The sequence below is a fragment of the Nocardia sputorum genome (assembly GCF_027924405.1).
GTDB lineage: Bacteria > Actinomycetota > Actinomycetes > Mycobacteriales > Mycobacteriaceae > Nocardia > Nocardia sputorum.
Window position 1 is genome coordinate 4,605,889 of sequence record NZ_AP026978.1, and the last position, 18,723, is coordinate 4,624,611.

Consider the following 18,723-nt stretch of genomic DNA (forward strand, 5'->3'; position numbering starts at 1 on the left):
GCGCACACCCGTGCCGACGCCGGCCGCGGGGCCGCCTCCGGTCTCGGGTGACCGCCTACTTCCTCGACCGATCCCGCTTCTCTCGCACACGCACCGAAATGCGGACCGGCGAACCCGCGAACCCGAACTCCTCGCGCAACCTGCGCTCCAGGAAGCGCCGGTAGCCCGCTTCCAGGAAGCCGGTGGTGAACAGCACGAACGTCGGCGGCCGGGTGGTCGCCTGGGTGGCGAACAGCACGCGGGGCAGCCTGCCGCCGCGCATCGGCGGCGGGGTCGCGGCGATCACTTCCTTCAGCCAGGTGTTGAGCCTGCCCGTCGAAATGCGCTTGTCCCAGGACTCGAGCGCGGTCTCCATGGCGGGCACCAGCTTCTGCACCGCGCGACCGGTCTGCGCGGAGATGTTCACCCGCTGCGCCCACGGCACCCGCATCAGCTCGCGGTCGACCTCACGCTCCAGCTGCAGGCGGCGATCCTCGTCGACCAGGTCCCACTTGTTGAACGCCAGCACCAGCGCCCGCCCGGAATCGGCGACCATGCTGATCACCCGCAGGTCCTGTTCGGTGATCGGCTGCGAGGCGTCGATCAGCATGATCGCCACCTCCGAGGCCTCCAGCGCGGACTTGGTGCGCAGCGAGGCGTAGAACTCGGTGCCGCTGGCGTTGGCGACCTTGCGGCGCAGCCCCGCGGTGTCGATGAATTTCCAGACCTTGCCGCCCAGTTCGACGAGGGAGTCGACCGGATCCACCGTGGTGCCCGCGACATCGTGCACCACGGAGCGCTCGTCGCCGGCCAGCTTGTTCAGCAGGCTCGACTTGCCGACGTTCGGCTTGCCGACCAGCGCCACCCGGCGTGGGCCCGCACCGCCGGTCCCCTCGCGCGGCGTCTCGGGCAGCACCTCGAGCACGTCGTCGAGCAGGTCGCCGGTGCCGCGGCCGTGCGCGGCGCTGACCATGCGCGGCTCACCCAACCCGAGCGACCACAGCGCCGCCGCTTCCGCTTCCACCCGCTGGTCGTCGACCTTGTTCGCGACCAGGATGACCGGGACCGCGGAACGGCGCAGTTTCCGCACCGCCGCCTCGTCGGTGGCGGTGGCGCCCACGACGGCGTCGACCACGAGCAGGATCGCGTCGGCGGTCTGCATGGCCAGCTCGGCTTGGCGGGCCACCGATTGCTGCAACCCCTTGGCGTCGGGCTCCCAGCCGCCGGTGTCCTGGACCAGGAATCGGCGGCCTGCCCAGTTCGCCTCGTAGGACACGCGGTCGCGGGTCACGCCGGGAATGTCCTCCACGACCGCCTCACGGCGGCCGAGGATCCGGTTCACCAGCGTCGATTTGCCCACGTTCGGGCGCCCGACCACCGCGAGCGTCGGCATCGCGACGTGGTGTGCGTCCTCGAATTCGCCCTCGAGCTCGGCCAGCTCCCAGTCGGCCTCGTCGCTCCAGACGCCATCGCCTGCCAGCACGTCCTCGTTCATCGGTCACCTCCGGCCCGGTACGCCGAGACCTGCTCCGCCACAACGCGATACAGCTCGTCGATGACCTCGTCCATGGACAGTTCGCTGGTGTCGACGTCCACCGCGTCCTCGGCCGGGCGCAGCGGGGACACCTTGCGGGTCGAGTCGAGGGTGTCGCGGCGCTGCACGTCGGCGAGCACGCCCGCGTAGTCGTCGCCCCGGCCCTCGGCGATGTTCTGCTGATTGCGCCGGTGGGCCCGCGCCTCGGCGGAGGCGGTCAGGTAGATCTTGGCGTCCGCGGCGGGCAGCACGACGGTGCCGATGTCGCGGCCCTCCACCACGATGCGCCCCGCGGCCGCCGTGATGTCGCGCTGCATGGCGACCAACAGCTCGCGCACCTCCGGCACCGCGGAGACCGCCGAAACGGCCTTGGTGACGGCGTCACCGCGAATCTCCGACCGCACGTCCTCGCCGTCGAGTTCGATCACCTCGCGGCTGGGATCGGTGCCGATCGACAGCGGCAGCTCCTTGACCGCGGCGGCGATGGCGGCGGTGTCGGTCAGCTCGATGCCCGCGCGCAGCACGCGCAGCGTCGCCACGCGGTACATGGCGCCGGTGTCGAGGTACCGGGCGCCGAGCCGGGTGGCAAGCCGCCGCGACACGCTCGACTTGCCGGTGCCCGACGGCCCGTCCATGGCGACCACCAGCGGGCTCGTACCGGCCATCCGCGCCGGCGCCTGCACCGGGATCTCCACACCGTTCACAACGACACCGCCTCGTAGAGTTTGCCGATTTCATCGCGGCCGAGCACCCGCAGGGTGCCGGGCCGTTGGTCGCCCAGCGCGACCGGACCGATATGGGTACGCACCAGCCGGACGACCGGATGGCCCACCGCGTCGAGCAGGCGCCGCACGATGTGCTTGCGCCCCTCGTGCAACACCACCTTCACCAGGGAACGTCCCTCCCCCAGTTCGAGCACCTGGAAGCGGTCGACCTTGGCGGGGCCGTCCTCCAGCTCGACGCCTTCCCGCAACCGCTTGGCGACCGCGCGATTGTTCACCTCGCCCTGCACCGTCGCCAGATAGGTCTTCGAGACCTCGAAGGACGGATGCATGAGCCGGTGCGCCAGATCGCCGTCATTGGTGAGCAGCAGCAGGCCCTCGGTGTCCGCGTCCAGCCTTCCGACATGGAAGAGGCGCTGCCCCGCGGCGACCCGCTCCGCCACGATGTCGCCGACGCAGGGGCGCCCCAGATCGTCGGACATGGTGGACTGCCAGCCCTTGGGCTTGTTCAGCGCGACGTGCACGAGTTCCTCGCGCACCATCACGCGGGTGCCGTCGACGCGCACCACGGCGTGCTGCGGGTCGATCCGCAGGCCCTGCTCGCGCACGATCATGCCGTCGACCTCGACGCGGCCCTGCGCGATCATCTCCTCGGCGGCCCGGCGCGACGCGACGCCCGCCTTGGCGAGGACCTTCTGCAACCGCTCTCCCTCGCCCCATGGGAGCTTGGTGTGGCCACCGGACTCGGTGACCTCGACGTTCTGGTGGCGCGCGGGCTTGGCATTGCTCAGCAGCGGCGGCTGCACGGCCTGGCGCTGCGGCTTGGGCTTCTTCTTACCGGCCGCGGCCGTGTGCCGCTGCGGATTGGGAGCCTGCCCCGATCCGCGCTGCGCCAGTCCCCGGCCCGCACCACCCTGCTGGGCGCCACGGGCGGTTACCCCCCGCTGGGCCGAACGCGCGTCGCGCGAATTCGAGCTGTGGCCGGCCCCGCCCCGTTCGGGCTGGGCGCCGCGTTTCCTACGATCCGGTGTGCCATCTCGGCGAGCGGGCGTATTCATGATGTCCTGTCACTCTTCGGTGCCGAGGTCCAAATCGGCCTCGGCGGGTTTCTTCAGCCTGGTGTACCGGGGGTCGGTCTCCAGGCTCTCGTTGATCTCATCGATCAGGTCGACGCCCGGAAGCAGGGGCGCCAGCGGCGGCAGGTCGCTCAGCGAAGCGAGCCCGATCCGTTCCAGGAACAGCTCGGTGGTGCGGTACAGCGTCCCGTTGGTCTCCGGGTCGACGCCTGCCTCGGCGATCAGGCCCCTGGCCAGCAGCGTGCGCATCACCCCGTCGACGTTCACGCCGCGCACCGCGCTGACCCTGGTCCTGGTCACCGGCTGCCGGTATGCCACCACCGCCAGCGTCTCCAACGCCGCCCGGGTCAGTTTCGACCGGGAGCCGTCGAGCAGCATCCGCTCCACATACGGCGCGTACTCGCTGCGAGTATAGAAGCGCCAGCCGTCGCCGACGAAACGCAGATCCATCCCGCTGGACCGCGCCGACAGTTCGGCGGACATCGCGCGCAGGGTGTGCTCGACGCGCTCCGCGGTGTCGCCGAGCGCGGCCGCGAGCTGGTCAGCCGGTGCGGGCGAGTCGACGACCAGCAGCATGGCCTCCAGCGCGGAACGGAACTCGTCGTCCGCGAGCGGCTCCGGGGTGAGTTCCACCACTGCCTCGCTCACGACCGAGCCTCGCCGGAGCCCGGCCCCGTCGTGCGCGATCGCGCGCTGTGCTCGCTCACCCGTAGTCCTCCTCGATTGTCACGGTGTCCGCCTGCTGCGCGGCCTCGTCGCCGATCCAGCTGACCGCCAGGGGTCCCAGCGGATCCGGCTGGTCGAACTCGATCGTCTTGCCGCGATACAGCTCGAGCAGCGCCAGGAAACGGGCGACGATCTGGACCGGCACCTCGCAGTCGGCGACCAGCTCGCCGAACGAGGTCCACGCGCCCGCACCGCGCTGTTTGAGCCGTTCCAGCACCAGGGCCGCCTGCTCGGCCACCGAGATCGCGTGCGTGTGCAAGTGGTCGAGCCCGACCTTGGGTACCGGACGGGGCCGGAAGGCCGCCGCGGCGATCGCGGCGAACTCGGCCGCCCCGACACCCAGCGTAACCTCGGGCAGCAGGCCCGCGTAGCGCTCCTCCAAGCCGACCGCCCGCGGATAGCGGCGCAGCGCGGCCGCCTCCAGCTCGCCGAGCAGTTCGGCGACCTGCTTGAACGCGCGATACTGCAGCAGCCGGGCGAACAGCAGGTCGCGCGCCTCGAGCAGTTCGAGATCCTCGGCGTCGGTCATCTCCCCGGACGGCAGCAGGCGCGCGGCCTTCAGATCCAGCAGCGTGGCGGCGACGACCAGGAATTCGGTCGTCTGGTCCAGGATCTTGTCCGCGCGCAACGTGTTCTGCCGCGCCATGTTCGCGGTCAACGCCTTGGTGTAGGCGATGAACTCGTCGGTGACCTTGTGCAACGCCACCTCGGTGACGTCCAGTTTGCGCGAGCTGATCAGGGTGAGCAGCAGATCGAACGGACCCTCGAAGTTGCTCAGCCGCAACCGGAACCCGGACGGCTCGGCCGTCGGCTGCTCCCCCGCCTTCGCTGTGCCCGGTGAAGATCCGGAGGCGTCCGGCGAACGACCGGCTGCGTCAGGTGCGCCCGCAGAACCACCGACTGCGTCGCGCGCGCCCGCCGGACCACCGGAAACCTCAGATGTTTCCGGCGAAGTACCAGGTGCGTCCGCCATGCCGGACGACATGCTCCGCGCAGGCGGTGAAGCGTCAGGTATGGGTGAGACATCCGCCGAACCGCCCGATGCGTCCCGCGCGTCCGGCGGACGACCGGCTGCGTCCGCTGCGTCCGCTGCGTCCGGTGGAAGGCCGGATGCGGTCGGCAAGGCGCCACCTGCGGCTTCGGCCACCACCGAAGCCCCCGAAACGTACCGTGCGGCGTCCGGACCGACAGACGTTTCCGGTGCGTCCGCTGGACGGCTCACGGTCCCGGGTGCATCCGGCGAAAGGCCGGGTGCCGGTGAAGCGGCACCTGCGTCCGCCGAACGGGCGGACGGGTTCGGCGCATCCGGCGAACCGCCGCGGGCGTCCGGCGCGTCAGCGGGCCGATCAGCCGATATCTCGGCGGCCTCCCGCGCGGCAGCCTCGATGGGCTGCGTGGGTGGGCTCGTGGACGGTTCCTCCGCGCCGTGCGGCCGGAGCGGGGCATCGGCGTCCGGCTGGGGCGCGGCGGCTCCGAGAATAGCCGGGTTCGGGCGCCGGGGCGCCGCGTCCCGGCCCGCGGCGATGAACGCGGCGGCCGCGTTCCCGAGCGCGGGAGGCTGCCCCGGACCCGTCGGGTCCGGCGAGTCGGCCGCGCGGTCGTCGGGCCTGGCTGTCGATCCGGCCGAGGAAGACCCCTGGCCGGACGGGTCGTGGTGGGACGCAGACGAGGGGTCGGAGCGGCCGCTCACCGGCCGGATCGGTGGATGACTTCCCTGGCCATCGACCGATACGCTTCGGCGCCACTGGATTTCGGCGCCCATGTGGTGATCGGCTCGCCCGCGACGCTGGCGTCCGGGAAACGGACGGTGCGCGCGATGGCCGTGTCGTAGACCAGCTCACCGAACACCTCGACGACGCGCGCCATGACCTGGCGGGAATGCAGCAGTCGAGAGTCGAACATGGTGACCACTATTCCGTACAGGCTCAGCCGCGGATTCAGCCGGTCCCGAACCTTCTCCACGGTGTCGTTGAGCAGCGCGAGCCCGCGCAGCGAGAAATACTCGCACTCCATCGGGATGATCACACCGTCCGAACAGGCCAGCGCGTTGACCGTGAGCAGGCCCAGCGAAGGCTGGCAGTCGATGAGGATGTAGTCGTAGCGGTTGCGCACCGGCTCCAGTGCGCGTCCGAGCGATTGCTCCCGGCCCACCTCGTTGACGAGCTGGATCTCGGCGGCGGAGAGGTCGATGTTGCTCGGCAGCAGATCCATGTTCGGGACACGCGTCTGCATCAGCACGTCATCGATGGACACCTTGGAGCCGATGAGCAGGTCGTGCACGGTCGAGTCGAGATCGTGGTGGGCGACACCGAGACCGGCCGACAGCGCGCCCTGCGGATCCAGGTCGACCAGCAGCACGCGCCGGCCGTATTCGGCCAGCGCGGCACCGAGATTGATGGTGGAGGTGGTCTTGCCGACCCCGCCCTTCTGGTTGCACATGGCCACGATCAACGCGTCACCGTGCTCGCCGACCGGCGGCGGGTCCGGCACCAGCCGCAGCGGCCGTCCGGTCGGGCCGAGCGTCGCGTCCTCCGGGACCGGCTCGACGCCGTGGCCCCACAGCGTTTCCGCCGCGGCGTCCGAGTACGGACCCGGTCGCGAGCCCGTAAGCGGCTCCGCCCCAGCACCCATCGGCGGCTCTGCCGCTCCGGCTGTCGTCACGATCCGCTGCTCCTTATACGTTCCTGCCCGTTGCCTCGCCGAGCGTAGCGAGGCCGATCAGGGCCGACCTCGCTTTCGTGCGGTCCAGCTCTCGATAGACGCTACCGCTTGACGGCACTCGAGTGCCGCGCCTGCGCGCGGCGTGTTCGTCCTGTGCTGGTCAGCGCCATTGCGGTCCGCCATCGAAATGAACATCGAACCGGTCGTGCAATTCGTTCATGCTGTCCCAGTCCGCCTCCCCGCGCGCTATCCGGCCGAGTTGCCGGAAGTACTCGAAGCGGACGATACCGGGTGTGAGCACAGCCAGAAACTCCGCGGGCCCCTCCGCGCCGGCGCCGAAGGCGTGCACGACCCCCGGTGGCACCACCACCAGGCCGCCTTTGCCCACGGCGTTGCGGGCGCCGTCCACGAGGAACTCCATCGTGCCGTCCAGCACATAGAAGATCTCGGTCGACTTCGTGTGGTGGTGCGGCCGGGTGCCGTCCGCACCCGCGGCCAGGGTGAGCCGATTGGCGCCGAACAGCCCTGCGGAGTTCTCGCTGTCCTCGAGCAGCCGGAAGGAGCCGCCCCCTGGTAGCGGAACCGCCTCGACGTCGGCCTCGTGGACGATGAAAGACTTTGCCATGCAGCTCACCTCGTGTCGTGGTCGGAGTCCGGGCCGCCGGTGAGCACACCGCACGCACCCGATGACCGAAGACAACCGGACCAGAGTCCACTTTGTTCCGCCCACGAGCCGCGCCGGCGGAAACCGCCCACACGAGTGAAATCGCCGAGCGCCGAACGGGTTACCGTGCGCGCGGGTGCGCGGTCGCCCAGACTTCACGCAAGGTGTTGACGGTGACCAGGGTGTAGATCTGGGTCGTGGTCACCGAGGCGTGGCCGAGCAGTTCCTGCACCACCCGGACATCGGCGCCACCGTCGAGCAAGTGGGTGGCGAAGGAGTGCCGCAACGTGTGCGGCGATACCGCCGCCGCGATACCGGCCCGTTCGGCGGCGGTGTGCAGCACCTGCCAGGCGCTCTGCCGGGACAGCCGCGCGCCCCGGGCATTCAGGAAAAGGGCTCCGGCATTGCCCTTTCCGCGCGCGGCGAGCACCGGCCGTCCGCGCACCAGGTAGGCGTCCACGGCGGCCAGGGCCGGCCGCCCGATCGGCACCAGGCGCTGTTTCCCGCCCTTGCCACGCAGCACGACCGACCGTTCCTCGAGATCGAGATCGTCCACGTCCAATCCGACCGTCTCCGAGATCCGGGCGCCGGTGGAATACAGCAATTCCAGCAGCGCGCGGTCGCGCAGGCCGCGCGGTCCGCCGTCGACGCCCGCCGCGGCGTCCCCCTGACCGCCACCCGCCGCCTCGAGCAGCCGCAGCACCTGGTCGTAGGGCAGCGCCTTGGGCAGCCTGCGGCCCGGCGCGGGCGGCTTCACCGCGTGCGCCACGTCGGTGTCGGTCAGCCCCTCCGCGGCGGCGAAGCGATGCCAGCCGCGCACGGCGATCAGCGCGCGGGCCACCGAACTCGCCGCCAGCGGCGGGTGCCCGTGGCCGCCCGACCGCAGCGCCATGGTGAACTCGGCGACGTCGGACTCCGCGACCCGGTCGAGCGAGCGAATGCCGCGCCCGGTCAGGAAGTCCAGATAGCGGCCGAGGTCACGCCGGTAGGCCCCCAGGGTGTTGGGCGCGACGCCGCGCTCGACGGCGAGATGGTCGAGGTAGGCGTCGAGCTCGCGACCGAGCACCTCCGGTCAGTCTTCGGACTTCTCGGCCGCCTTGCGGCGGAGGAAGGTCGTGGGCTGACCGTCCCAGGGCGCGTCCGGCGGCCGCGGTTCGATGCCGCCCGCCCGCGCGGCCGCCAGCGCGAGCACGCCCGCGACCGCGGTGGCGTTGACGATCTCCCCGCTCAGCGCCGCGCGGACCGCCGCGTCGACCGGCATGCGGACCACCTCCAGATCCGCCTCCTCGAATTCGGGATCGGGCCGGTCGGTCTCGTACAGCCCGCGGGCCAGGTAGATCCGCAGCGCTTCGTCGGTGAACCCGGGCGAGAGCGCGACGTCCACCAGGACCGCCCATTCCCGGGCGGCCAACCCGGTCTCCTCGGCCAGCTCGCGGCGCGCCGCGAGCAGCGGATCCTCCCCGGGCACGTCGAGCAGCCCGGCGGGCAGCTCGAGCAGCCGCCTGGCGATCGGGTGGCGGTACTGATTGATCAGCACCACGTTGCCGTCGTCATCGATCGCGGCGACGGCGACAGCGCCGTGATGCTCGATCACCTCGCGTTCGACGACCCGTCCGCCCGGCATGCGCACCTGGTCGAGCCGCAACGCGAGGATCGCGCCGCTGTAGACGGTCTTGCTGGATTCGATCTCGAAATCGTGGCTGCCGGGCTCGGCAGCACCCCCGTTGGTCATGCCGCTACGCCTGTTCCGTCGCACCCGCCAGTTCTTCACCCGGAATATCCACCGGAAGCCGTTCGGCCGCTTTGTATTTCAATGCCGCCGAGATGAGCGCCGCGAACAACGGATGCGGGCGGGTCGGCCGGCTCTTCAGCTCCGGGTGCGCCTGCGTGGCGACGAAGAACGGATGCACGTCGGCGGGCAGCTCGACGAACTCGACCAGGTGCCCGTCCGGCGAGGTGCCGCTGAACCGCAAGCCGCTCTCGGCGATCTTGTCGCGATAGGCGTTGTTCACCTCGTAGCGGTGGCGATGACGCTCGGAGACGTGCTCGCTGCCGTAGGCCTGCGCGACGACCGAGCCCTTCTCCAGCGTCGCCGGGTAGGCGCCAAGCCGCATGGTGCCGCCGAGATCGGCCTCGCCGGCCACGGCCTGCTCCTGGTCGGCCATGGTGGAGATGACGGGATGGGGTGTGTCCGGTTCGAATTCAGCCGAGTTGGCCTCCGCCAGCCCCACCCGGCGCGCCGCCTCGATCACCATGCACTGCAGTCCCAAGCACAGGCCGAGCAGCGGGATGCCGCGGGTGCGCGCGTAGTGGATCGCGCCGACTTTGCCCTCGATGCCGCGAATGCCGAACCCGCCGGGAATCAGCACGGCGTCCACGTCGCGCAGCGCGTGCTGGGCGCCGGTAGGGGTCTCGCACTCGTCGGAGGGCACCCAGCGGATGTTCACCTTCGCGCGCGAGGCGAATCCGCCCGCGCGCAGCGCCTCGGTGACCGAGAGGTAGGCGTCGGGCAGGTCGACGTACTTGCCGACCAGCGCGACCTCGACCGTCTCGCGCGGCGAGTGCACCCGGTCGAGCAGGTCGCCCCACACAGTCCAGTCCACATCGCGGAACGGCAGTCCCAGCCTGCGCACCACGTAGGCGTCCAGGCCCTCCCGGTGCAGCACGCGCGGGATGTCGTAGATCGACGGCGCGTCCGGCGTGGAGATGCAGGCGTCGACCTCGACGTCGCACATCAGCGCGATCTTGCTCTTCAGGGCCTGCGGCACCTCGCGGTCGCAGCGCAGGATCAGTGCGTCGGGCTGGATGCCGATATTGCGCAGCGCCGCCACCGAGTGCTGGGTCGGCTTGGTCTTCAACTCACCGGAGGGCGCGAGGTAGGGCACCAGCGACACGTGCAGGAAGAAGACGTTGTCCCGCCCGACGTCGTGGCGGATCTGGCGAGCCGCCTCCAGGAACGGCTGCGACTCGATGTCGCCGACGGTGCCGCCGATCTCGGTGATCACCACGTCCGGGGTCTGGCCCTGCAGATCCGGGCCGCGCATGGCGAGGATCCGGTTCTTGATCTCGTCGGTGATGTGCGGGATCACCTGCACCGTATCGCCGAGGTACTCGCCGCGGCGCTCCTTGGCGATGACCGACGAATAGATTTGCCCGGTGGTCACGTTCGCGTCCCGGGACAGGTCCCGATCGAGGAAGCGCTCGTAGTGGCCGACGTCCAGGTCGGTCTCCGCGCCGTCCTCCGTCACGAACACCTCGCCGTGCTGGAAGGGGTTCATCGTGCCGGGATCGACGTTCAAGTACGGGTCGAGTTTCTGCATCGTGACGCGCAGCCCACGCGCCGTCAGCAGCTGACCGAGGCTGGAGGCGGTAAGACCTTTACCCAATGAGGAGGCGACACCACCGCTGACGAAGATGTGCTTCGTGTCCGTTCGCGCCTGAATCCGTGTTTGACCCACGGGTCTTCACGGTAACACGAATCCGCCCGTCCGTTCGAATGCCACGCACGTTTGCCCGCCGATCGCCGAGACTGCGATCAGAGCCACGGCGGTCGGATTGTGAGGTCGGTCGCGTCCCGCTCGCCGGTATTCACCCCGAGCCGGTGGCCCGGCGTCGGCGTAACGGTCGATCAAGCCCGTGACCTGCGAATACCCCGGCGACACGACCCGCTCAGTTCATCAGCCCGGGACGGCGGCCAGGGTGAGCGACGTGGCTTTGGCGCCGGTGCCGTAGCGTCCGGCGCCACCGTTGAGCTGTTCGCCGAGCGCCAGCGCGGTGGTGACCCGGCCGAGTTCCCGGTCGAGATTGTCGACGGTGCTCACCTGGGCCGCGAGCGCGGCGTCGGTGCGGATCACCGCGATCGGCCCCTGCCCGTCGGCGGCGCCCGCGCGCCCCGCGAGGACCACTCCCGCCCCACGGCCGCGCAAGGCGCCGGCGAAGCGAGCGGTATTCGAGCCGGCACCGTTCTCCGCGGCGGCGACGCCGTTGCCGGTGATCACGACGGCGAGCTGCGCGGGCCGCACCGGCGTGTCGCCGTAGGCGAGGAACCCGCCGCCCCGCAGGGTCTCCAGGACCAGCCCCAGTTCCTCCGGCGTGCTCCGGGTTTGCCCGTTCCCCGGATCGAGCAGCAGCACCAGTCCGAGCAGATCACCGGCCATGCTGCCCTGGTCCACCGCGCCGGTCCGCAGCTGCGCCCCGGCCGGGATGACGTTCGTGAGCGCCGTGCGCATCCGGTCCCCCTCCGTGGCGTCGACGAACGCCTCGGTGAGCGCGATCCGGCCGGTGACTGCCGCCCCGGAGACCGCGAGCGCCCGCGTCACCGCTTCGACGTCCCCCGGATCGGCGTCCGGCGTCGTGAACACGACGACGCTGCGATCGGCGAGCGCACCGCCGAGGATGCGCCCCGACGACCCCGCGATGAATCGGTCGGCGGCCACGGCCTGCTCGCCGAGCAACCGATTCTGCTCGGTCAGGATGTCGACCTGCTGGCGCAGGTCGGTCTTGTCCGCCCGCAATCCGGACAGCAGATCGGCCGCGAGCGTCTGAGACCCGAGCACCACACCGATCGCAAGCGCGAGAAAGATCGCGACGATCGAGATGGCGTGCTGGCGCATCGAAATCATCGTTCTCCGTTCAGAATTCCCAAGATTCGGCTTGCTCCTGCGCCCACCGCGCGAAGCGGTTCCAGATGTCCACACCCCAGTCCAGGACGTCCCCGCCGCTGTTGGACGCCAGCAGCACGACGATCACCGCGACCAGCGCGGCGAGCACGACCAACGCGACGGCGACCCCGGACACGCGGTTGCGGTAGAGGGTGGCCACCGCCTTCGCGTCCATCAGCTTCGTGCCGACCTTGAGCCGGGTGAGGAAGGTGGCCGGATTGCTGTCGCGGCGGCCGCGGTCGAAGAAGTCGTCGAGCGAGGCGGGCGCCCCCGCGGTGACGATCAGCGCCGCGCCGTGATGGTCGGCCAGCAGCAGCGCCAGATCGGCGGCCGATCCCGAGGAGGGGAACGTCGTCGCACCGATACCGAGGTCCTGGATGCGCTCCAGCCCTTTGGCATGGCCGTCGGTGTCGGCGGGCAGGATCACCTCGGCGCCGCACTTCATGGTGGCGGTGGTGATCTCCTCGGGGTCCCCCACGATGACGTCGGGCCGATACCCACGCCTGCGCAGGGTGTCCGCGCCACGGCCCACGCCGATGAGGATCGGGGCGTACTCCTTGATGAACGGCTTGAGCCGCTGCAGATCCTCGGCGTGCTCCGGGCCGTCGGCGACCACCACCACGTGCCGGTGCTTCATCACCAGATCCAGTTCCGGGACGCCGAACCCGTCGATGAGCAGCGCGCTCTCGGTGCGGATGAATTCGATGGTGTTGCCCGCGAACGCTTCGAGATGATCGGCCAGCCCGTTGCGCGCCTCGATCATCCGCTCCGCGATCGCGCACTCGGTGAGTTCGATGCCCTCGACGAGGACCTCCGGTTCCTTCTTGATCAGCTTGTCGGCATAGACCACGCCGTCGACGACGCGAACTTTGACGCCGTCCTTGATCTTCTTGAACGCATCCGAACTCACCGTGTCCAGCAGCAGGATCCCGTTGGCGACGAGCGCTTCGGGTCCCAAATTCGGGTAACGGCCGGAAATGGACGGCGAGGTGTTGATCACGGCCCCGACACGCGCCTCGACCAGCCGGTCGGCGGTCATCCGGTCGAGGTCCATCTCGTCGAGGACGACGATGTCGCCCGGCCCGACCCGTCCGAGCAGCCGCCGGGTGTTGCGATCCACCCGGGCCGTCCCGATCAGACCAGGCAACGTTTCGGTGTTTCTCGACAACAACGCCGGCATCTTCATGTGCCGATGATGGCGGCAAACCCTCAACCATTGGTGGAGGCGCGCCGTCCCGCACACTGCGGTCGGGCGTCCACGCCATTGCGCCCACCCTCTGAATCGACTACGCCGCCGCGCCGCGATTCGCGACGAATTCTCACTTATATTCACTGTTCAGAGCGCTGCTCCGAACCGGATGCCGCGCCACTGATGATCCACGACGCTCGAACCACGTCACCTGCCCAGAGGCCCGGATCGATGCGCCGCAGCGACTGCCCGCCCGAGATCGGAGGTCGCGTCACGGCCCGTTTCGCCAGCCAGCGAATCAGCCGCTACCGCACTGATCCGAAGTGACGGCTGCCGTCGTCAGCACCACTTCGCCTGCGGGCGGCACACGGTCCAGCCGCTACCGTCCGGACGCGGCGTGCGGCTCCAAGCCGCGTCGCCCGTGCTGTCGCCGGGACCGCTTTCGGCGGGCCGAGGCTTGTTCTTGCGGTGATACTCGCGCAGGGCATGCTGATGCTCGTTCTGCCGCAACGGATTCGGGTCGGAATGCTGGTAGCCGAACGGGTCGATCTCGTGCCACCCAGTCGAGTCGCCGTGCGAACCCGCGCGACCGGAGTGGTCGGAGCGGGACAACGACTCCGCGGCAGCCCCACCGGCCGCGCCGATCGCCCCCGCGGCGAGACCGGCCACAATCAGCGCGAATGCGCCCGTTTTCACCGTTTTCCGGCGTCGGCCGGTCGGGCCGCGGCGGCGCTCCCCGCCCGTCTCGGTCACCACTGGAAGAACGCTGCCCATGACGGCCCCTTTGCCTCGGCGCTTCCGCTGTCCGATGGAATTCATCCACCGTTAACCTACTGAGGTCAATAGTAGATGATGAAACGGACATTGCGGACATCACTTGCACACGATCGCAGCCACCACGGCCGAAACCCTTTGAACGCAAGGTGCAATATGTGAACCGAAGCGGCTGGGTACGTACCTTCCTTTCGTCTAGCCGAGACCCGACTTCGAGTAACTTGCGAGCGTTGCACGGGTTTCCCCAGTAGATCGAGCCGCTGTGTGCGGCGGCCACCACTCTCCCCTGCTCGAGCTCGGCGCCGAAGGGCCTGGCGTCACCAGCCCGGAAATCCTCCCGAAGAGGACGGCTCGCCACCGATTGTGATGCGGACGACACGACCGCCGAGCGGCGCCCGCTGTAGCTATATGCTGCCGGTCACACGTAACCGGAAGAGGAGATTTCATGGCCAGCACCACCGTCGACGCCGTCATCGCCGCCCCGCGCGAGGTCGTCTACCGGCTCTTCGCCGACCGCGAGAGCATCAGCCCCTACATCCCGGTCCAGGTCAAGCTGATCAAGCCCGGCCTCACCGAACGCGAGGGCGTCGGCGCGCAGCACCTGATCGGTCTCGGCCCGGTCGGGGTCACCGAGGAGATCACGAAGCTCGTGCCCGGCGAGCGGATGGAATACAAGATCGTGAAGGGCGCGCCGGTGAAGCGGCACGTCGGCATCGTCACTTTCGCCGACGCCGACAACGGCACTCTGGTCTCCTACACGATGGAATCGGACCCGTCGCTGCCGGTGCCCGCCAAGGTGCTGGAACTCGGTCTGAAGAACCTGATCGGCCAGTTCATCAAGGGTGCGCAGAAGGCGGTGCGCTGACCGGCGCGCTCAGCGCGCGGCCGCCTCGGCGCCCGCTTTCTCGGCGCGCGCCGTCGCGAGCAGTTCCTCCGCGTGCGCCCGGCCGGTCTCGGTGTCGTCGAGACCGGCCAGCATGCGCGCCAGCTCGACCACGCGCTCGTCGTTGGTCAGCGCACGGACGCCGCTGTTGACGGCGCCCTTGCCGTCGTCGGATTTGTCGACCACCAGGTGCGTGTCGGCGAACGCGGCGACCTGCGGCAGATGGGTCACCACGATCACCTGATGCGTGCGCGCCAGCCGGGCCAGCCTGCGGCCGATCTCCACCGCGGCGCGCCCGCCGACGCCCGCGTCGACCTCGTCGAACACCATGGTGGCTCCGTGCTCGGAGCCGGCCAGCACCACTTCCAGCGCCAGCATCACGCGCGACAGCTCACCTCCGGACGCGCTCTTGCTCAACGGCAACGACTGCGCGCCCGAATGCGCCGCCAACCGGAACTCGGCCTCATCGATACCCATGGCGCCGGCATGCAACTCCTGGCCGTCGACGGTGAGCGGCGCCGAGTCCTGCGCGCCCGCGAGCACCGGCCGCACCTCGACTTCCAGGCGCGCCTTGCCCATCGCCAGACCACCCAGCTCGGCGCTCACCGCGGCGGCCAGCTTGCCCGCCGCCTTCCGCCGCGCGGCGCTCAGCTTCTTCGCCGCCTCCCGCACCCGTTCGGCGGCGGTGTCCACCTCGGCGGCCAGCTTCGCCAGCGCCTCCTCGGAGACGTCCAGCGAACCGAGCCGGGTCCGGGCCTCCTGCGCCCAGGCCAGCACCCCATCGATGTCCGCTGCGTACTTGCGGGTCAGCGTCTTCAATTCGGCCTGCCGGGTGAGCAGCGAATCCAGCGCCCCCGGATCCGAAGGCAGATCCGACAGATACCCGCTCAACTCGGTGGTCACGTCGACCACCACGGCGATGGCGTCGGCCAGGCGCGGCGCGAGCGCGACCAGCGCCGGATCGTCGGCGGCTTCGATGCGGGCGCGAGCGGTGCCGAGCGCTTCCATGGCGCCGGACCCGTCTCCGGGTGCGTCGGCAGGGCCGGCCAGCGCCTCATGCGCGGTGGCCGCCGCCGCACGTAGCGAATCCAGGTCGCTGAGCCTGCGCACCTCGTCGACGATGCGCACGTCCTCGCCGGGTTCCGGAGCGATGGCGTCGATTTCGTTCAGCGAGTGTTCGAGGCGTTCGGCCTCGAGAGCCAATTCCCTGCTGCGCGCGGTCCGTTCGAGCAACTCGGTGCGAGCGTCGAGCCAGGATCGGCGCAGCACCTGGTACTTCCGCAGCAGCGCGGACACGGCGTCGCCCGCGAACCGGTCCAGCGCCGACAACTGCTGATCGGGACGCTGCAACCGCAGCTGGTCGTTCTGACCGTGCACGGTCAGCAAGGGCGCGGTGAAATCGGCCAGCACCGAGGCCGGGACACCGCGGCCACCGAGATGCGCGCGGGAGCGCCCGTCGCTGCCGACCGTGCGGATCGCGATGACGCTGCCGTCGTCGTCCTGCTCGGCCGCGGCCGCCTCGAGCACCTGCGCGACCTCGGCGCGGGCGGCTTCGTTGACGTCCTCGATGGTGAACCGGCCCTCCACCACGGCGCGGGACGCGCCGAGCCGGACCCGGCCCGCGTCCGCGCGCGCACCGCTGAGCAGATGCAGGCTGGTCACCACCATGGTCTTGCCCGCGCCGGTCTCGCCGGTCAGGCAGGTCAGTCCCGCGTGGAACTGCGCGGTCGCCGTGGAAATGACGCCAAGCCCGTCAATCCTGATCTCTGTCAGCACTTGTGCTCTCCGTTCGCCGTCGGCCACGCCAGCCTGTCACGGGCAATTGGAACTTGCGCACCATCCGGTCGGCGAAGGGTGCGGAGTCCAGCCGTACCCAGCGCACCGGTCGAGCGCCGCGAACCGCCTCCACCCGGCCCCCGCTGGGCAGTGCGAGCGTGCGCCTGCCGTCCAGGAAAACTATCGCATCGTGTCCGGTCGCCACGGACTCGACCGCGATCCGCGACTCGGGGCTGGTCACCAGCGGCCGCGCGAACAGGGCATGGGCATTGCTCGGAATCACCAGCAAGGCTTCGAGTTCGGGCCACACCACCGGACCGCCCGCGGAGAAAGCGTAGGCGGTCGAACCGGTCGGCGTCGAGATCAGGATGCCGTCGCAGCCGAACGACGACACCGGTCGCCCGTCGACCTCCAGCACCACTTCCAGTACCCCGATGCGCGAAGCGTTTTCGATGCTCGCCTCGTTCAGCGCCCATCCGCTGTCGACGACCTCGTCCTCGACCCGGACCGTGACGTCGATGGTCATCCGATGCTCGATCGTGTAATCCCCCCGGACCACCTGCGCGAGCGCCTCATCCAGATGCTCCGCCTCGGCCTCGGTGAGAAACCCGATGCGGCCGAGGTTGATCCCGAGCACCGGCACCCCGGCCGGGCGGGCCAGTTCGGCAGCGCGCAGGAATGTTCCGTCGCCGCCGAGCACGAGCACCATCTCGCAGCCGACCGCCGCCTCCGGGCTGTGCTCGACCACGCGCACCGGATAGCCGCCCGGCTCGGCCTCGAACCGCGTGCTGTCCGCCTCGTCGGCGAGCACGCGCAGGCAGATTCCCGCGTCCGCGAAGATCTTCGCCACCCGGTGGGCGGTCTCGATGATCTCCGCGCGGCCCGGATGTGACACCAGCAGGATCTCCCGGCCGCAAGGCTGGGCCGGCGCGTTCACTGTGGACCCTCCTCAACCGCACGCTCTACCAGCGCAGCGACCTGCTCGCCGTCGTAGGCGAACGGCCCGTCGTTGCGCAGCCACAAGAAGTATTCGACATTGCCCGACGGGCCCGGCAGCGGGCTCGCCACCACACCGACGGTGCGCATGCCCAGCTCCGCGGCCGCGGCCGCGACCGTGCGCACCGCGTCGGCGCGCAGCGCGGGATCGCGCACCACGCCGCCCGACCCGACTCGCTCCTTACCGACCTCGAACTGCGGCTTCACCATGGGCAACAGGTCGGCGCCGGGTGCCGCGCAGGCGGCCAGCGCGGGCAGCACCAGGCTCAGCGAAATGAAGGACAGGTCGCCCACCACCACGTCGACCGCACCGCCGATGATTTCGGGCGTCAGGTTGCGCACGTTGGTGCGGTCGAACACGCGGACCCGCTCGTCGGTACGCAGGCGCCAGACCAGCTGGCCGTACCCGACGTCGACGGCGACGACCTCCCGCGCTTCCCGCGCCAGCAGCACGTCGGTGAAACCGCCGGTCGAAGCGCCCGCGTCCAGGCAGCGCTTGCCCGCCACGGACAGGCCGTCCGGCTCGAACCGCGCCAGCGCGCCGAGGAGTTTGTGCGCGCCGCGCGAGGCCCACGAGACCTCGTCGGGCTCCTCGCGGACCACCAGCGGCGTACCCGCCTCGACAGCGGTCGCCGCCTTCACCGCGACCGTTCCAGCTATCAGGACGCGGCCGGCGCCGATCAGCTCGACCGCGTGTTCTCGCGATCTCGCCAATCCGCGGCGAACGAGTTCCGCGTCCACCCGTGCGCGTCTGGCCACCTCAGATCTTGTCCACCGTGGCCAAGGCCTGTACCAGCACGTCATGTGCCTGCTCCAGGATGCGAGCGCGCCGGGTGATGTCGACTCCGGCCTCGGCGCTGTCGGTCGCGGGCACGGGCCCGTTCCAGCCGGGACGCTCGAGTTCGGCGAGCAGGCTGTCGACCTCGCCGCGGATACGATCCGGGTCGGCAGGCTCCGGGCGGCCTTGCGCACCCGGCAGGTGCTGACCGGGCAGCGGGACCCCGGGCCGGGGACCTTGCGCACCGGCGGCCGTGCCGGGACCGTTCGGACGAGGCGTGGGTGTAGTCATCGTGGCGTCAACG

General features: G+C 70.2%; 18 protein-coding genes. 1 reads left to right on the top strand and 17 read right to left on the bottom strand.

Annotation, left to right across the window (positions count from 1 at the left end):
* Positions 1-55: 55 nt before the first annotated feature.
* From der to QMG86_RS20815, 13 genes are all read right to left on the bottom strand, one after another.
* A complete protein-coding gene (gene der / locus QMG86_RS20755; RefSeq protein ID WP_281874252.1) occupies positions 56-1,474 on the bottom strand; it encodes a ribosome biogenesis GTPase Der in 1,419 nt (472 codons plus the stop codon).
* On the bottom strand, positions 1,471-2,178 hold the full coding sequence (gene cmk / locus QMG86_RS20760; RefSeq protein WP_281881045.1) for a (d)CMP kinase: 708 nt from the start codon (positions 2,176-2,178) through the stop codon (positions 1,471-1,473). Before cmk ends, der begins: the two co-directional genes overlap by 4 nt.
* A gap of 35 nt (positions 2,179-2,213) precedes the next feature.
* Entirely contained in the window at positions 2,214-3,293 is a 1,080-nt protein-coding gene (locus QMG86_RS20765; RefSeq protein WP_281874254.1) for a pseudouridine synthase, read from the bottom strand.
* A 9-nt stretch (positions 3,294-3,302) separates the two neighbouring features.
* Complete coding sequence (scpB, locus tag QMG86_RS20770; RefSeq protein WP_281874256.1) at positions 3,303-3,959, bottom strand: SMC-Scp complex subunit ScpB; 657 nt, start codon at positions 3,957-3,959, stop codon at positions 3,303-3,305.
* A gap of 55 nt (positions 3,960-4,014) precedes the next feature.
* Positions 4,015-4,821 carry a segregation and condensation protein A gene (locus QMG86_RS20775; protein WP_281874258.1) on the bottom strand — a complete coding sequence of 269 codons (807 nt, stop codon included), beginning with the start codon at positions 4,819-4,821 and terminating at the stop codon, positions 4,015-4,017.
* Between the two features lie 902 nt (positions 4,822-5,723).
* Complete coding sequence (locus tag QMG86_RS20780; protein ID WP_040866172.1) at positions 5,724-6,668, bottom strand: ParA family protein; 945 nt, start codon at positions 6,666-6,668, stop codon at positions 5,724-5,726.
* Positions 6,669-6,858: 190 nt separating this feature from the next.
* Complete coding sequence (locus tag QMG86_RS20785) at positions 6,859-7,323, bottom strand: cupin domain-containing protein (protein ID WP_281874261.1); 465 nt, start codon at positions 7,321-7,323, stop codon at positions 6,859-6,861.
* A gap of 160 nt (positions 7,324-7,483) precedes the next feature.
* Positions 7,484-8,428 (bottom strand): site-specific tyrosine recombinase XerD, encoded by a 945-nt coding sequence (xerD, locus tag QMG86_RS20790; protein WP_281874264.1) that lies wholly within the window; start codon positions 8,426-8,428, stop codon positions 7,484-7,486.
* A gap of 6 nt (positions 8,429-8,434) precedes the next feature.
* Positions 8,435-9,094, bottom strand: a complete 660-nt coding sequence (locus QMG86_RS20795; RefSeq protein ID WP_159839722.1) for an NUDIX domain-containing protein — start codon at positions 9,092-9,094, stop codon at positions 8,435-8,437.
* Between the two features lie 4 nt (positions 9,095-9,098).
* Positions 9,099-10,820, bottom strand: a complete 1,722-nt coding sequence (pyrG, locus tag QMG86_RS20800; RefSeq protein ID WP_281874268.1) for a CTP synthase — start codon at positions 10,818-10,820, stop codon at positions 9,099-9,101.
* A gap of 219 nt (positions 10,821-11,039) precedes the next feature.
* A complete protein-coding gene (locus tag QMG86_RS20805) occupies positions 11,040-11,984 on the bottom strand; it encodes a copper transporter (protein WP_281874270.1) in 945 nt (314 codons plus the stop codon).
* A 10-nt stretch (positions 11,985-11,994) separates the two neighbouring features.
* A complete protein-coding gene (steA, locus tag QMG86_RS20810; protein WP_281874271.1) occupies positions 11,995-13,209 on the bottom strand; it encodes a putative cytokinetic ring protein SteA in 1,215 nt (404 codons plus the stop codon).
* 342 nt (positions 13,210-13,551) lie between these two features.
* Positions 13,552-13,986, bottom strand: coding sequence for a hypothetical protein (locus QMG86_RS20815; RefSeq protein ID WP_281874273.1), 435 nt, complete (start codon positions 13,984-13,986; stop codon positions 13,552-13,554).
* Positions 13,987-14,431: 445 nt separating this feature from the next.
* On the opposite strand from QMG86_RS20815, the gene QMG86_RS20820 reads away from it, so the two are divergent.
* Complete coding sequence (locus tag QMG86_RS20820) at positions 14,432-14,851, top strand: SRPBCC family protein (protein WP_159839717.1); 420 nt, start codon at positions 14,432-14,434, stop codon at positions 14,849-14,851.
* 9 nt (positions 14,852-14,860) lie between these two features.
* Here the strand turns inward: QMG86_RS20820 and recN are convergent, their stop codons facing one another.
* Genes recN through QMG86_RS20840 form a run of 4 tightly spaced genes read right to left on the bottom strand, consistent with a single transcriptional unit; the run spans position 14,861 to position 18,710 of the window.
* Positions 14,861-16,645 (bottom strand): DNA repair protein RecN, encoded by a 1,785-nt coding sequence (recN, locus tag QMG86_RS20825; protein WP_281874274.1) that lies wholly within the window; start codon positions 16,643-16,645, stop codon positions 14,861-14,863.
* On the bottom strand, positions 16,623-17,582 hold the full coding sequence (locus QMG86_RS20830; RefSeq protein WP_281874276.1) for an NAD kinase: 960 nt from the start codon (positions 17,580-17,582) through the stop codon (positions 16,623-16,625). The genes recN and QMG86_RS20830 overlap by 23 nt, the downstream gene beginning before the upstream one ends.
* The gene (locus tag QMG86_RS20835; protein WP_281874278.1) at positions 17,579-18,400 is read right to left on the bottom strand and encodes a TlyA family RNA methyltransferase; all 822 of its coding nucleotides are present in this window, start codon (positions 18,398-18,400) and stop codon (positions 17,579-17,581) included. The genes QMG86_RS20830 and QMG86_RS20835 overlap by 4 nt, the downstream gene beginning before the upstream one ends.
* Position 18,401: 1 nt before the next feature.
* Positions 18,402-18,710: a hypothetical protein gene (locus QMG86_RS20840; RefSeq protein WP_195090094.1), complete on the bottom strand. Its 309-nt coding sequence runs from the start codon at positions 18,708-18,710 to the stop codon at positions 18,402-18,404.
* Between the last annotated feature and the right edge of the window lie 13 nt (positions 18,711-18,723).